Source organism: Polynucleobacter sp. MG-5-Ahmo-C2 (assembly GCF_018687735.1).
Lineage (GTDB): Bacteria > Pseudomonadota > Gammaproteobacteria > Burkholderiales > Burkholderiaceae > Polynucleobacter.
Genome location: NZ_CP061304.1, coordinates 1,011,227 through 1,026,881 on the forward strand (window position 1 = coordinate 1,011,227; position 15,655 = coordinate 1,026,881).

Here is a 15,655-nt window from a genome sequence, read left to right on the forward strand (position 1 = left end):
GCTTTAAACCTTGCTGTAATACCTCAATCACAATTATTTTTTTCTTAAAAAGACTGGGATGTAGACATCTTCTTCATGGTGATCAATTCTTGTCGAAGCAGAATGAGGTCTATTCAATTTTTCTAACTCAACATCTAAGGCCTTTGCATATTTATCAGCATGACTTAATGTATCTGCTGCTACCTGCTTAAATCCAAGCAGCTCACCACTCTCAATGCGAACGAGATCATGAATACCTAATCCACTTGAAACTGAAAGTGCGGCCAAAGTCAGACCACGCCTCTCTCGTGCATTACGAAGATGCTTACCAACCGCCCTGAAGGATTGAATTTCTGCTAAGTTCATAAAAGCCTCAACAAATACAGGCCTCTATCCTCTGCCCCAAGTTGGAGCCAGTCAATTAGCCCTTAGGCTAATGAAACACAGATAAAGAAAAAACCACCCTAAGGTGGTTTTGGATACTTATTTTGGCGGAAGAGGTGAGATTCGAACTCACGGAGGACTTTCATCCTCGCCAGTTTTCAAGACTGGTGCATTCAACCGCTCTGCCACTCTTCCATTAGTGTGAATCTCGGTTGGATCCAAGCCCTAGATTATAAAGAACTTTTGATTTTCTCTTCTAAATACCTAGCTATGGCAATGCTGGAGGTTAAACCTGGGGACTCAAAGCCATATAAGTTATAGAGGCCTTGGAGGCCATGGTCTTGGGGTGAATTGAAACAAAAGTCTCCAGCCGGGGTATTTGGCGGCACTATTTTCGCCCTCACCCCTGAATAATCGGGCTGCAAAGAACCATCTTTGAGTTCTGGCCAATAGCGGCGGACTGCCTCATAAAAATCTTCACCTCTTTTAGGGTCAACGGTGTAATCAATTTGCTCTTCGTTTTCAATATCAAGCCATTCGACGTCAGGGCCAAACTTAGCTTGCCCACCCATATCTAAAGTGAGGTGCACACCAAGACCGCCAGGTTCTGGAATCGGATAAATCAAATGGGTAAAAGGCGATTTACCCGAAAGTGAAAAATAATTCCCTTTTGCAAAGTAAGCTTTGGGTATGTGACCTTCTTCTAGGCCTGCAATTTTTTGGGCAACTGCCGGCGCGCTCATGCCCGCGCAATTGATGAAGAGCTTGGTTTGCAGCTTCATACCATCAGGACCGCCAATTTCCAACTCAAAACCACCTTCTGCACCAGGCCCAATCGGCTTTGCACTGATCAGCGGTGAGTGATAGGCAATCATGCCACCAGCATCTTCAAAGCCACCCAGGAGCGAGAGCATGTAGCCATGACTATCAATAATGCCTGTACTTGAAGAGAGTATTGCCGCAGAACATTTGAGCTTGGGCTCCAGTTGCTTTGCCTCTTCACCGGAAATCATCTTAATTTCTGGTACACCATTATTTTGTGCTTTATAGAGAATTGCTTGAAGATCATCAATCTGAGAATCATCAGCGACGATGAGCTTGCCATAAGGCTGCGTTGCTACTTGATGGCTACGACAATACTCATAGAGCAGTCGATTGCCCTCAACACATAGCTTTGCTTTGAGAGAGTCTTTTGGATAGTAGATACCAGCATGAATGACTTCACTGTTACGAGCACTACTAACCGTCCCAAAAGAGCCTTCTCTCTCTAGCAGGATCGTTTCACGGCCTTGAAGGGCCATTTCTCGCGCAACAGCCAGGCCAACCACCCCGGCACCAATCACGACACAGTCAACTTGCTCCATTTATTTGTTTTGCTTTCCACTCATTACTAGGAATATACCGAAATCCTGGCATTTTCAGTGTTTTGAGGAATTTAGGGGGTCCTTCTTGATAAAATCCAAGAATGTCTTCAAGACCAGTAAATTCATTAAAAAACACCCCAGAAGGTGTTCATGTGGCCGTTGATGTGGTGCTAGATACCGCTTATCAAAATATCAGTACGGCACAGTGGGATGAGCTGTTCTCATTTGCTCGCAAATCCAAGCTTGAAGGGTTTATTGCTGATCTGTTTGCCGGCAAGCATATTAATCTCAGCGAGGATCGCCCTGCGCTTCACTCTGCATTACGCAATCTTTCCAAGTCACCAGTCATGTTGGATGGCAAAGATGTCATGCCGGCTGTTGCGGATGTGTGGCACCGGATTGAAGCCCTTTGCAACAAATGGCTGGGTGTCACTGATGTCATTCATATTGGCATTGGTGGCTCTGACTTTGGCCCGCGTTTAGCAATAGAGGCTTTAGCCCACGTTCCCGGTATTGAAAGCCGCGGTATGCGGATGCACTTCTTAGCCAATATTGATACTGCTGAGCTAGCACGTATTCTGGATCGCGCTCAGCCCAACAGCACCCGCGTCATTATTGTTTCTAAATCATTTACCACTTTAGAAACGACCATGAATGCCAAGGCCGTAGTCAACTGGTTAAAAGATAATGACTGCACCAAGGGTCAAATCTCCAATTCTTTGTTTGCAGTCACTGCTAATGTTCCTGCTGCCAAAGAGTTTGGTGTCCAGGTTGACAATATTTACCCTTTTTGGGACTGGGTTGGCGGTCGTTATTCAGTATGGTCTGCCGTTGGTCTACCCATCGCTTTGCAATATGGCTTTAAGGCCTTTGAAGAATTTTTGGCTGGTGCTCATGCAATGGATTTGCATTTTAAGAATGCGCCGCTAGAACAAAATCTGCCAGTCATTATGGCTTTGGCTTTATTACATCAACAAGAAACTTGCAATATCAAGGCGTATGCAGCCATTCCTTATGCGGATGCCTTGGATTGGTTTCCGAAGTGGTTGCAACAGCTTGATATGGAGAGTAACGGTAAGTCTGTTGATCGTGAAGGCAAGCCAGTCAAGCACTCTTCACCAATAGTCTTTGGTAGCGCAGGCAGCAATGCCCAGCATTCCTACTTTCAACTTCTGCACCAAGGAACAGATGTCGTTCCGATTGATTTCATTGCGGTACGTAAACCGATGAGCAATCGTGCTGAGGCTGTTGCACATCACCGTATCTTGCTATCCAATTGCCTGGCTCAAGCCCAGGCTCTAGCGCATGGCAAAAAAGCTGAAAATCCAAACGATGTTTACCCTGGTCATCGACCAAGCAACTTACTGCTTCTGCCAGAACTCAATGCGTTCTATTTAGGAGCATTGCTAGCTCTTTATGAAAACCGTGCTGTGAGTCTTGGTGCTCTTTGGAATATCAATAGTTTTGATCAACCAGGTGTTGAGTACGGCAAGGTCTTAGCGAAGCCGATTGAAAAGGCGCTGCTTGATGGCTCTCCTGTGGCAGCAAATAACAATATTGATGCTGTCACCGCCGCGCGTATTAATTTATTGAACAGTTAGGATTTACCGTGCAACTATCACCATCCATATTTAAGGCCTATGACATCCGCGGCATTATCGATGAGACTTTAGATCCATCGATTGCGAAACTCATTGGGCAAGCTTTTGGCTCAGAGATGCGCGAGCTTGGTGAAACCGAGGTCGTCATTGGTAGAGATGGTCGCCTATCTGGCCCATCTTTAATCGGAGCCCTCACCGAAGGTTTGCTATCCACGGGCATTAATGTCATTGACTTAGGAATGGTTGCGACGCCTATGGTGTACTTTGGCGCCAACCAAACCCTAGATGGCAAAAAGCCCAAGTCCGGCATCATGATTACCGGTAGCCATAACCCACCAAATTACAACGGCTTCAAAATGGTTTTAGGTGGCGCCGCGATTTACGGAGATCAGATTCAGGCTTTACGAAAACGCATTGAAGCTAAGCAATTTGTAAATGGCGATTCTAGTACCTTTGGCAGTCGCTCTACTTTTGATATTTTCCCAATGTATCTAGAACGGATTGTTGGCGATGTGAAATTAGCCCGCCCCATGAAGATTGCAGTTGATTGTGGCAATGGTGTGGGTGGCGCATTTGCCGGTAAACTATTCAGAGCTTTAGGCTGCGAAGTGCAAGAGCTCTTTTGTGAAGTCGATGGTCATTTTCCAAATCACCATCCAGATCCCGCACATATTGAGAACTTACAAGATCTGATTCAGAACCTGCGGACTACAGATAATGAGTTAGGCCTTGCCTTTGATGGCGATGCCGATCGCCTAGGGGTTGTGACCAAAGATGGTCAAGTGATTTTCCCAGACCGCCAAATGATGCTCTTTGCCAAAGATGTACTCTCGCGCAACCCTGGCGGGCAGATTATTTATGACGTCAAGTGCACCCGTAATCTAGCAACTTACATTAAAGAACACGGTGGCGAGCCGCTGATGTGGAAAACAGGCCACTCTTTAGTTAAAGCCAAGCTCAAAGAAACTGGTGCTCCACTTGCTGGGGAAATGTCTGGCCACATCTTCTTTAAGGACCGTTGGTTTGGTTTTGATGACGGGCTATATACAGGAGCGCGTTTATTGGAGATCCTCTCTCAAGAGAGAGATCCAAATAAAACCTTGAATGACTTACCTAATGCCATTTGCACCCCTGAATTGCAGCTGCCTTGCTCTGAGGGCGAACCTTTTGCATTACTGGAGAGCATTAAAGCCAACGCCAAATTCCCCAGCTCGGAATCCATCAATACCATTGATGGCGTGCGCGTTGAATATGCCGATGGTTTTGGCCTCGCAAGGCCATCTAACACCACACCTGTTGTTGTCATGCGCTTTGAAGCAGATAGTGAAGCAGCGATTGCGCGCATTCAGGCGGAATTTAAAGCTGCTCTGTTGGCTGCCAAGCCAGATGCGAAGTTGCCGTTTTAGCTCCTCCACATAAATACGAAGGTTCGATTAAGATTTCGTATGAATTCAACCGTTAGCAGTCCAATAGCCTTTGATTACCCTCAGCAAGACTCTGCGGGGATAACCTGTACAGCCCAAGCCTGGGCAAAAGTCCCGCCCCACTTAGCCAACCCTGAAAAAGCAGCTGTGATTACCCGTATTAAGCAATTGCTAGTAGAGAAAGATGCTACTTTGGTTGCTCACTACTATGTCGACGGCGATATTCAGGACCTAGCCATGGAGACTGGGGGTTTTGTTGCTGACTCCTTAGAAATGGCACGCTTTGGCAAGAATCACCCCGCCAAGAATTTAATCGTTGCGGGTGTCCGTTTCATGGGGGAGTCAGCTAAGATTCTCAGTCCAGAAAAACGTGTTTTCATGCCCGACCTAGAAGCCACTTGCTCTTTAGATTTAGGTTGTGATGCAAAAGAATTTGCTGCTTTTAGATCTATGCATCCTGATCGCGTAGTGGTGGTCTATGCCAACACAAGCGCTGCAGTGAAAGCACAAGCTGATTGGATGGTAACTAGTTCCTGTGCACTTGCCATCGTGCATCAACTTAAAGTCGAAGGTCAAAAGATTTTGTGGGCACCTGATCGCCATCTGGGTCGCTATATTCAAGAACAGACTGGCGCAGATATGCTGTTGTGGAACGGCGCTTGTATTGTTCATGATGAATTTAAAGCTGCTGAACTAGAAGTCTTAAAGGCATCACATCCAAATGCCATGGTGTTAGTTCATCCGGAGTCTCCACAAGCAGTAGTCGATTTGGCTGATGTTGTTGGCTCTACTTCAGCCATGATCAAAGCAGTCGTTGAAGGTAGCGCCACTGAATATATTGTTGCTACCGACAATGGAATATTGCATCGCATGCGTCAATTAGCCCCAAACAAGAAATTGATTGAGGCACCCACAGCTGGCAATAGCGCTACCTGCAAGAGTTGCGCTCACTGCCCTTGGATGGCCATGAATGGTTTACAAGGGATCTTAGATTGTCTTGAGAATGCCTCTGGTGAGATCTTCATTGAAGAGCTTGTTCGAGCAAAGGCATTAACCTGCATTGATCGCATGCTCGACTTCACTAAGAGTCACCCCGATCTCCTTGCCAAAGCACAGCATGGCTTTGTAAAAAATATTGGTGCCGCTTAGTCTCTTTTTGATAGCCTCTTCTTGAAAATATCTTTTTATATTGGTCTTGCATGTTTGAATACAACGAATCTCTAGAGCAGGCCCGTCAGCGCAACATTCATGATGCCCTAATGGAAGATATTGGCAAAGGTGACTGGACTGCAAAGCTGGTGCCCAATAAAATAGTTCAAGCACAATTGATCGTACGCCAAGATGCGGTACTGTGTGGGGTAGATTGGTTTGAGGGGACTTTGAAAAAGTTAGACCCCAATGCTAAAGTTACATGGCATTACATAGAAGGCGATCTGATGAAAGCCGATACCAAAGTTTGCGATATTGAAGCTGACTCACAAGCCCTACTCTCTGCTGAGCGTACTTGTATCAATTTTTTACAGACGCTTTCTTGGACGGCCAGCATTACCCGTCAACATGTGGAGGCAATTGCAGGTGTTAGCCCTAACTCCAAAGGTTGTGCTGTACTAGATACTCGCAAGACCATTCCGGGTTTACGACAGGCCCAAAAATATGCTGTACGTGTTGGTGGCGGCCAGAACCAACGCCTTGCATTGTGGCATGGCATTCTCATTAAAGAAAATCATATCGCCGCAGCTGGCAGCGTGACTGCTGCCCTGAGAAATGCTCAAGCTCTGAATGCTGGAGTTGATATACAGATTGAGGTCGAAAACTTTGCTGAACTGGAAGAAGCGCTAGCGGCTGGAGCGAAGAGTATTCTGATTGATAACTTCACCAATGATCAAATGAAGCAAGCAGTCGCAATGACTAATAGCCGCGCCTTACTTGAGGCTTCTGGTGGCATTAATCTTGATCAGATGCGCTCCATTGCTGCCACTGGGGTGGATCGCATTTCTCTTGGCAAGCTTACCAAAGATGTCCATGCTGTAGATTTTTCAATGCGCATTTTGTAACGCTCTCCATGCCAGTACTTGGCTGACAAACTTTTCAAACCCCGCTGATATTCAGTGGGGTTTTTTGTTTCTAGACTCAAACCCATATATTGATTGGGTTAAATGCCACTTTTTTCTCAATTTATGTATTGACATTAATTATTGATGTATTTACATTAATTGGGTGGATTGTTGAGTGAGTTTGATAAAGCAAAACGCGAGATCACTTTATTTGCGAGTGGTAAAGGCTAGCGAACTCGTTTAGGCAAACACATCAAAGAGGCAGTGTTAAAGGAAGCTCTTTAGATCAATCTAGGTTTCTGGGTTTTCAGAATTTCCTTCTGCCTGAGGAGTCAATATCGTCGGATAAGAAACTGCCCAAGTGCCTGGATAGTCGCGACTATAGTGCAACCCCCTGCTTTCTCTTCGCATTAGTGCTGATCTCACAATCAGCTCGGCGCATTCTAGTAAGTTACGCAATTCAATCAGATCTCGCGTCACTTTAAAGTTAGCGTAATACTCTTGCACTTCATATCTGAGCAGTTTGATGCGATGTAAAGCACGCTCCAGTCTGCGGTTGGTTCTCACAATGCCAACATAGTTCCACATCAAGGAGCGCAACTCATCCCAATTGTGAGCAATGACAACTTGCTCATCGGCATCCTCAACTTGGCTCTCATCCCAAAGCGGTAATGTCGGCATCACAGGTGTTTTAAGTTCGGAGATATCTTCTGCTGCTGCCTTGCCAATGACTACGCACTCCAGCAATGAATTACTTGCTAGACGGTTAGCGCCATGTAAACCGGTATAAGTAGCCTCACCAACGGCATATAAGCCTGGTAGATCGGTTCTGCCTTTTAAATCAGTGACAACACCACCACAGGTATAGTGCGCAGCAGGTACCACTGGTATTGGCTCTTTTGTGATGTCCAAACCGAGACTTAAGCAGCGCGCATAAATCATTGGGAAATGCTCTTTGATGAAGTCTGTACCTAAGTGGGTTGCATCGAGATGAACGTAATCTAGGCCATGTTTTTTCATCTCAAAGTCGATTGCTCTAGCAACAATATCGCGTGGCGCCAATTCTTTCCGCTCATCATGCTCTGACATGAAGCGAGTGCCATCTGGTAATTTTAATAACCCACCCTCACCTCGCATAGCCTCAGTAATCAAGAAGGTGCGATCACTAGGGTGATACAAACAGGTTGGATGAAATTGAATAAATTCCATATTGCCCACACGGCAGCCCGCTCGCCAGGCCATCGCGATACCGTCGCCCGTAGCGGTATCGGGATTGCTGGTGTAACGGTAGACCTTACCTACGCCTCCTGTGGCTAGCACTACTGACTTCGCCTGGATGGTTTCAACGCGATTATTTTTAATATCTAGGGCATACACGCCGTAACAACGATTGGGTTTATTACGCTGTATCTTCGCGTCAAGTTGACGATTTGTGATGAGATCCAGAGCAATCCAATGTTCCAAAATACGAATATTTTGATGGGCTCTCGCCTTATCTAGTAACACCTCATGAATCGCCTTACCGGTTGCATCAGCAGCGTGCGCGATACGACGATGACTGTGGCCACCCTCGCGAGTTAAATGCAAGCCCATTGGCCCCGCCTCATCTGCTGTAAATGGCACGCCCTGCTCTACTAACCATTTAATCGCGTCAGCACTTTCTTCTGCGATAAAGCGTGCGGTTGATTCAACAACAAGACCAGCGCCTGCGTCAATAGTGTCAGCCACATGAGAATCAATGCTGTCATGCTCTTTGTCTACCACCCCAACAATGCCGCCTTGCGCCCATGCGGTAGCAGCCTCTCCTAAGCCACGCTTAGCCATCAAGATCACCGGCTGGGATTCAGCCATGTGCAAAGCCACTGTTAAGCCAGCAAGTCCTGCTCCAATAATGAGGACGGGTAACTCAGCTTGCGCCTGGGAAGGGGTTGGTTTTGAACTGGCCATAGAGGGTTGATTCTACTGGGCAAATCAATTTGGTGAGGCAACAGTAAAAAGGCTCCATCTTGGAAGCTTTTTTACTGTGATCAATCGCGCTTAGATATTAACGCTTAGCTTCGATCCACCTGGAGCATTGGTTCCATAGCCCATAATCTTTGCCGCCTCGCCGCCCTTAGCGAGCTTCACTGCGCAATACTTAAACTCTGGAATCTTGCCAAACGGATCTAGAGCAGGATTGGTAATCAAGTTTGCTGCGGCTTCATAGTAGGCAAATGGAATAAAGACTACCCCTTTTGGAGTGCCATCATCTCTTCGCACATGAATACCTACCTCACCACGACGAGACTGAACGGTAATGACATCACCTGCAATGACGCCTAGTTGAGTCATATCTTCACCATTCATGGATACAGTAGCCATTGGCTCAATCGCATCAAGCACTGTCGCACGGCGAGTCATACTGCCGGTATGCCAATGCTCTAATTGACGTCCGGTAATGAGAACAAATGGATATTCACCATCAGGTCTTTCATTGGCAGGGATGATATCAGCCGGTACCAGCTTCACCTTACCATCTGGTGTGGCAAAACTATCATCAAAGACGATAGGACGACCTGGGTCTTCTGCAGAAAGACATGGATAGGTGACGCTAGATTCTTTCTCGAGGCGCTCCCAAGTGATTCCCTTAATTGCACCATGCATGGCTTGGCGCATCTCCTCATAAACCTCAGCAACGCCATCATCAGCGCCTTGGTAATTCCAATTCAAACCCATCTGCTTAGCAATTTCTTGGATGATCCACAGATCAGGCTTGGCATCACCCGGAGGATTGATGGCCTTCTTGCCCATCTGTACCATGCGGTCAGTATTGCTTGCAGTACCAACCTTTTCTGGCCAAGCACTCGCTGGCAATACAACGTCAGCAAGTAAAGCGGTTTCAGTCATGAAGATATCTTGCACCACCAAGTGCTCAAGAGATGCCAAAGCATGACGAGCATGATTCAGATCTGGATCACTCATTGCAGGATTCTCACCCTCGACATACATGCCACGAATCTTATCGGGATCGCTATCGGGCGCAGTAATCTTGTGCATGATTTCTACAACGGTGTAACCAGGCTTTTTATCAAGCGGTGTATCCCAGAACTTCTCAAACCAAGCATGTGCCTCTGGATTATCAACACGCTGATAATTCGGGAACATCATCGGAATCAATCCAGCATCACTGGCGCCCTGGACGTTATTTTGACCGCGCAATGGATGCAAGCCAGAACCTGGTTTACCAATTTGACCTGTAATGCTGACAAGGGCAATTAAGCAACGCGCATTATCAGTGCCATGAACGTGCTGGCTAACACCCATGCCCCATAAAATCATTGCTGACTTGGTAGTGGCAAATTCTCTAGCAACCTCGCGCAATGTCTCTGCCGGAATGCCGCATATTGGCGCCATGGCTTCAGGGCTATATCCCTTAATATTTTCTTTTAAAGCTTCATAGTTATTGGCGCGGTTCTGAATAAACTCTTGGTCTGCTAAACCTTCCTCAATGATCGTATAGATCATGGCATTCAGCATTGCTACATCAGTGTCTGGCTTAAATTGCATCGTGCGCCAAGCATGTTTGCTAATCTCAGTCATACGCGGGTCACACAATACAATTTTCGCACCACGTTTAGCGGCATTCTTAAACCAAGTTGCAGCCACCGGATGGTTTGCCGTTGGATTGGATCCAATCAACATAATTAAGCTGGAATGCTCAACATCATTTACCTGGTTACTTACTGCACCAGAACCAACGCCTTCTAAAAGCGCAGCTACAGATGAGGCATGGCACAGACGGGTGCAATGGTCTACGTTATTGCTGCCAAATCCTGTGCGAACTAGCTTTTGGAATAAATAAGCCTCTTCATTACTGCCCTTAGCAGAACCAAATCCAGCCAACACTTTTAGGCCATGCTTGTCTTTGAGTTTTTTCAGGCCACCACCAGCAATCTCAAGCGCCTCTTCCCAAGTTGCCTCGCGAAAGATATTGGACCAATCTTGTTTGCCTTCGAGGAGAGCCTCATCTTTTGGAACACCGGTCTTACGAATCAGTGGCTTTGTTAAGCGCTGAGGATTATGGATGTAATCCATACCAAAGCGACCTTTCACGCATAGGCGATTATGGTTAGCGGGTCCATCACGACCTTCTACGCTCACAATCTTTTCATCTTTAACGTTGTAAGTGATCTGGCAACCCACACCACAGAATGGGCAAACAGAATCGACCTTACGATCAACAGTCTGCGAACCAATTAGGCCTTTGGGCATCAATGCGCCAGTCGGGCAGGCTTGCACACACTCACCACAAGCAACGCAGGTACTATCACCCATTGGGTCATTAAGGTCAAACACGATTTCGCTATGGCCGCCACGCATAGCGTAACCAATCACATCATTCACCTGCTCTTCACGACAAGCGCGCACGCAACGATTACATTGAATACAAGCATCCAGATTTACAGCCATCGCCGGATGCGATACGTCATTTGCTACTTTCTCACGACGTAATGCTTTGAGCTCTGGTCGAACCGCCACATCCAGTCGTGCTGCCCAGGTGCTGAGTTCGCCATGTTGATTTTTTTGCTCTTCTTCTTTGCTGTCTCCAACCCACTTAAATCCTTCGTCTGGCATGTCCGATAACAACATTTCCAGAACTAGCTTTTGACTCTTTAAAGCGCGTTCACTATTAGCCTTCACTTCCATGCCTGGAGTGGCGCTTCTGCAGCAGCTCGGAGCCAATGTACGTTCGCCGTTGATTTCTACTACGCACGCACGGCAATTACCATCAGGGCGATAGCCATCCTTAAAACAAAGATGTGGAATATCAATGCCATGGCGCTTAGCCGCCTTCAGAATCGTCTCACCTTCATAGGAAACGATAGTCTTGCCGTCTAGCTTGAACTCGACAGTTTGCAATTCAAGTTCTTTTGGATTAGTTGGTGCGTTCATGTTTTTCTCGTGTTTCCCTATTTAAGCTACTTCCTTATGCAACTTCATTCGGGAAATATTTATGAATACAACGAATCGGATTTGGTGCTGCCTGACCTAGACCACAAATGGACGCATCGACCATTACGGTCGCTAAATCTTCTAAGATATCTTGATCCCAAGATTTGGCTTGCATGAGTTTTGCTGCCTTGCCCGTGCCAACACGGCATGGAGTACATTGACCGCAACTCTCGTGCTCAAAAAAGTGCATCACATTCAGCGCCATATCGCGCGCCTTGTCTTGATCACCAAACACCATCACTGCCGCTGAACCGATAAAGCAACCATAGGGTTGCAGAGTATCGAAGTCCAAGGGAATGTCATTCATAGTGGCAGGTAAGATACCGCCCGATGCGCCACCTGGTAAGTAACCGTAGAACTGGTGGCCATCTTGCATGCCGCCACAATACTCATCAATCAGCTCTTGAATCGTAATACCAGCTGGGGCCAATTTGACTCCAGGCTTCTTGACGCGTCCACTAACGCTATAACTACGCAAGCCCTTACGATCATGACGGCCATAGGAGCTAAACCATTCAGGTCCACGCTGCACAATATCGCGCACCCAGTACAAGGTTTCAAAGTTGTGCTCTAAGGTTGGGCGTCCAAATAAACCAACTTGTGCAATATACGGAGGGCGCATGCGTGGCTCACCACGCTTACCTTCAATACTTTCAATCATCGCGGACTCTTCACCGCAGATATAGGCACCTGCACCGCGGCGCAATTCAATCGTGGGCAACTTAAATGGAGGATCGGCTTTGAGTTTTTCTAATTCTTTTTCAAGCAACTCACGACAACCGTGATATTCATCGCGTAAATAAATATAGCAAGCATCGATACCCACAACATTAGCGGCAACCAATAATCCTTCTAAGAAACGATGTGGGTCACGCTCTAAATAGGTGCGGTCTTTAAATGTGCCTGGCTCACCTTCGTCAATATTGACGGCCATCAGTTTAGGCGCCACCTGATCTTTCACAATACGCCACTTGCGCCCTGCTGGGAAGCCTGCACCACCAAGACCACGCAAGCCTGAGCTCTCCATAGCTTTAATGATGCTCTCTGCATCACGCTTACCTTCGACAATTTCTTTTGCAAGCGCGTAACCGCCTTGAGCACGGTAGACTTCATAGCCAACATAGTCAGGGGATAATGCTTGATTTACGCCTTGTGGAGAAACGCCCTGCTCTGCTAGAGATGCTGGATCAAAAATGGCATCATCTTTTGCCATCGGCTGAGTAGTCATTTTATTGTTCACTGCCGCTTGCACTTTGTCGGTTGTTGCAAAAAGCACAGGATATTGGTGCACTACCGCTACAGGAGCCTGCTCACAGCGACCCACGCATGGTGCTGCAATCACTTTGACATTTGGGTTGCCCAAAATAGCCGGCAACTTTGCTAATAGATTTTGGGCGCCAGCTAACTCACAGGCAATGCCATCACAAACTCGGACAGTGATATCCGCAACTGCATCATTGCCGCGCACCACTTCAAAGTGGTGATAGAAAGTGGCTACTTCATATACTTCAGCCATCGGCAAATTCATCTCTTTTGCCAGGGCTACTAAATGACGATCATGCAAAGCGCGGTACTCATCATTTAACTTATGAAGATTTTCGATGAGCAAATCGCGACGTTCTGCTGCGGCACCAATGAGTTGTCGCACTTCTGCCAATGAAGCATCGTCCGCTTGACGACCTTTGAGTTTGCTCTTGCGCCGAATGGTCTCCCTCAAATCATCTGCAGTAGCGATAGCAACTGCTTTGACTTCTCCGGAAGGCTTTGGGTGATTCATAGTTTGTAGTCTCTAATTTTTATGCTTGTAATGCTATTTGGGGTTATGCGTTGAATACCCGGACAAGAAAGATTTTGCCCTGCTAGACATGCAAATAATCTTTTGATTTTGGGTTATTTCACCCCTCAAGTCCTTGACGGCGCTCAAGGGAATGAATTAAGGGTTTACCCTAGTATTAAATCACCGATGGGGAAGGTTTGTCGCCTGGAGGGTTGGAGTAATCCAGCTTACGCTCATACACGCGGGCTTTAAAGCAATCTTGATAACCTTTGCTACCAATCTGCCAGCCAATTGAGGTGCAGTCGTCTTGGGCTGCAGATTCAACAGAGCCACAGCCTGAAAGCATGGTCAAAGTAATAGCAGCAATGAAAATGAGTTGTTTTCTTGAATTCATAGCTCAAGTCTACTAGATTCTGACCTCAACATCGAGAGGAGCGCACCCCTTAGCCAACCCTGGGAAATATCTACTTGTGTTGATCGAGCAATATCCATAACAATCAAAAAGATTAGAGAACATTCCATATACCCGCAGGAGACTTTATGAAAAACCTAAAACAATCTATCGCAGCCCTTGGCATCTGTTGCGCCGCCCTCTTGAGCACAAATTCTGCTTTTGCCCAAAATGCAGATGGCTTTGTAGATCTGATTGATGGCGTTAGCCTAGAAGGATGGAACATTGTTGGCACTGCAAGCTGGACTATTGGTAACGGGCTCATTGTGGGAAATAAACCATCGGGCTTTTTGGTAAGCAATAAGACCTATACAAACTTCATCATCAAAGCCGAATTTTGGGCAGAGTCAAATACCAACAGCGGTATTTTTATACGCTGCCAAGACCCCAATAAACCCTCTCAATACACCTGCTATGAAATCAATATCTGGGATACGCGCCCAGAGCAAGCCTATGCTACTGGTGCGATCGTAGACCTTGCTAAGGTAAATCCTGTGCCCAAGGCTGGTGGGCGGTGGAATGTAATGGAGATTGTTGCCAATGGTTCGCACTTTAAGGTCATCCTCAATGGTGAGGTTACTGTGGCCGACGGGCAAGACAGTAAATATGCCAGTGGCCCTATTGCCATTCAATCGGCAGGCGGCGTAGTGAAATTTAGGAAACTCCAAATTAAGCCGCTTTAATTTACGAATACCTAAACACAAAGCCACCGATCGGTGGCTTTTTAATTCTAAATTACTGACTTATTTTTCCGGTGGAAATCCAACCTTCTGTTCCCACATATTATTAAAGACATGGATGACAGGCTTTTCATATACCCCTGCCTTGGTAAATGGCTCATCCTTTAACCAAGCATCAGCGTCCGCTCTACTTGGAAAGTCGATTGCCAATAAGCTGCCAACGACAGTGAGTCCATCCTCCGATGTCAAAGGACCAGCAAAGGCCATACGATGAGAAAGTTTTGCCAGGTAAGCACGATGTTCTGGCCTGACTTGCACCCGCAACTCAGATGTACCTGGACGGTCCATTAATAAGATAGCAAAAATCATACTGCCTCCATTCATTAATCAGTTTTGTTGATATTACGCTAAGCAATAAGGCTGTTGCTTTTCCCCATCAATTGCAGCTTTTTTAACGTTGGCGATAGACATGTCAAATGAAATTCATCAGACTGCGCACAACTTACGGATAAATGGAGCGACATAGTTAATCACCACATCAATGAAATCGCTCTCTGAGTCCTTGGGCCAAAAACCTAAACTCCTTGGAGGTAATGATGAAGATCCACCATTACGTTGCTGAAGATGATGAGTATTTTGATGAGTATGCTGATTCGCTGAAGTACCCTTTGTTAAAAGATCGCCTGGTTTGGCAGCACCATACTCGCAAAGAAATCTACCTGGAGTACAAAATATTTGATGATGACTGTGATTTTGATTACATCAAGTAGCAGGTAGGCTGGCAATAAAAAACCACCCGAAGGTGGTTTAGATACTGCTTGGCGGAAGGGGCGGGATTCGAACCCGCGGTAGGCTATTAACCTACGCACGCTTTCCAGGCGTGTGACTTAAACCGCTCATCCACCCTTCCGGAACCCACAATTATACGGTTCCTAAAAGGGTTTAGCTT

At 46.5% G+C, this 15,655-nt stretch carries 13 protein-coding genes and 2 tRNA genes; 6 read left to right on the plus strand and 9 right to left on the minus strand.

What is annotated here, in order from left to right:
* Positions 1-33 precede the first annotated feature (33 nt).
* The 3 genes from C2740_RS05250 to C2740_RS05260 form a co-directional block, all read right to left on the minus strand.
* Positions 34-345 carry a helix-turn-helix domain-containing protein gene (locus C2740_RS05250; RefSeq protein ID WP_215292029.1) on the minus strand — a complete coding sequence of 104 codons (312 nt, stop codon included), beginning with the start codon at positions 343-345 and terminating at the stop codon, positions 34-36.
* Between the two features lie 123 nt (positions 346-468).
* A tRNA-Ser gene (locus tag C2740_RS05255) sits at positions 469-558 on the minus strand.
* 35 nt (positions 559-593) lie between these two features.
* Positions 594-1,727, minus strand: coding sequence for an NAD(P)/FAD-dependent oxidoreductase (locus tag C2740_RS05260; RefSeq protein WP_215292030.1), 1,134 nt, complete (start codon positions 1,725-1,727; stop codon positions 594-596).
* Positions 1,728-1,828: 101 nt separating this feature from the next.
* On the opposite strand from C2740_RS05260, the gene pgi reads away from it, so the two are divergent.
* Genes pgi through nadC form a run of 4 tightly spaced genes read left to right on the plus strand, consistent with a single transcriptional unit; the run spans position 1,829 to position 6,806 of the window.
* On the plus strand, positions 1,829-3,328 hold the full coding sequence (gene pgi, locus C2740_RS05265; RefSeq protein WP_215292031.1) for a glucose-6-phosphate isomerase: 1,500 nt from the start codon (positions 1,829-1,831) through the stop codon (positions 3,326-3,328).
* An 8-nt stretch (positions 3,329-3,336) separates the two neighbouring features.
* Positions 3,337-4,734, plus strand: a complete 1,398-nt coding sequence (locus tag C2740_RS05270) for a phosphomannomutase/phosphoglucomutase (protein ID WP_215292032.1) — start codon at positions 3,337-3,339, stop codon at positions 4,732-4,734.
* Between the two features lie 39 nt (positions 4,735-4,773).
* On the plus strand, positions 4,774-5,901 hold the full coding sequence (gene nadA / locus C2740_RS05275; RefSeq protein ID WP_215292033.1) for a quinolinate synthase NadA: 1,128 nt from the start codon (positions 4,774-4,776) through the stop codon (positions 5,899-5,901).
* A gap of 50 nt (positions 5,902-5,951) precedes the next feature.
* Positions 5,952-6,806, plus strand: a complete 855-nt coding sequence (gene nadC, locus C2740_RS05280) for a carboxylating nicotinate-nucleotide diphosphorylase (RefSeq protein WP_215292034.1) — start codon at positions 5,952-5,954, stop codon at positions 6,804-6,806.
* A gap of 291 nt (positions 6,807-7,097) precedes the next feature.
* Here nadC and nadB read toward each other — a convergent pair whose 3' ends face one another.
* The 4 genes from nadB to C2740_RS05300 all read right to left on the minus strand — a co-directional run bounded on the left by nadB (position 7,098) and on the right by C2740_RS05300 (position 13,969).
* Complete coding sequence (nadB, locus tag C2740_RS05285; RefSeq protein WP_215292035.1) at positions 7,098-8,753, minus strand: L-aspartate oxidase; 1,656 nt, start codon at positions 8,751-8,753, stop codon at positions 7,098-7,100.
* A gap of 90 nt (positions 8,754-8,843) precedes the next feature.
* Positions 8,844-11,738 (minus strand): formate dehydrogenase subunit alpha, encoded by a 2,895-nt coding sequence (gene fdhF, locus C2740_RS05290; protein WP_215292036.1) that lies wholly within the window; start codon positions 11,736-11,738, stop codon positions 8,844-8,846.
* Positions 11,739-11,772: 34 nt separating this feature from the next.
* Complete coding sequence (locus C2740_RS05295; RefSeq protein WP_215292037.1) at positions 11,773-13,575, minus strand: NADH-ubiquinone oxidoreductase-F iron-sulfur binding region domain-containing protein; 1,803 nt, start codon at positions 13,573-13,575, stop codon at positions 11,773-11,775.
* Between the two features lie 175 nt (positions 13,576-13,750).
* Complete coding sequence (locus C2740_RS05300; protein ID WP_215292038.1) at positions 13,751-13,969, minus strand: hypothetical protein; 219 nt, start codon at positions 13,967-13,969, stop codon at positions 13,751-13,753.
* A 146-nt stretch (positions 13,970-14,115) separates the two neighbouring features.
* On the opposite strand from C2740_RS05300, the gene C2740_RS05305 reads away from it, so the two are divergent.
* Positions 14,116-14,709, plus strand: coding sequence for a DUF1080 domain-containing protein (locus tag C2740_RS05305; RefSeq protein ID WP_215292039.1), 594 nt, complete (start codon positions 14,116-14,118; stop codon positions 14,707-14,709).
* A gap of 60 nt (positions 14,710-14,769) precedes the next feature.
* On the opposite strand, the gene C2740_RS05310 is transcribed toward C2740_RS05305, so the two are convergent.
* Positions 14,770-15,075, minus strand: coding sequence for a YciI family protein (locus C2740_RS05310; RefSeq protein WP_215292040.1), 306 nt, complete (start codon positions 15,073-15,075; stop codon positions 14,770-14,772).
* 224 nt (positions 15,076-15,299) lie between these two features.
* On the opposite strand from C2740_RS05310, the gene C2740_RS05315 reads away from it, so the two are divergent.
* Complete coding sequence (locus C2740_RS05315; protein ID WP_215292041.1) at positions 15,300-15,476, plus strand: hypothetical protein; 177 nt, start codon at positions 15,300-15,302, stop codon at positions 15,474-15,476.
* Between the two features lie 49 nt (positions 15,477-15,525).
* Here C2740_RS05315 and C2740_RS05320 read toward each other — a convergent pair.
* Positions 15,526-15,616 (minus strand) — tRNA-Ser (locus C2740_RS05320).
* Positions 15,617-15,655: the final 39 nt, after the last annotated feature.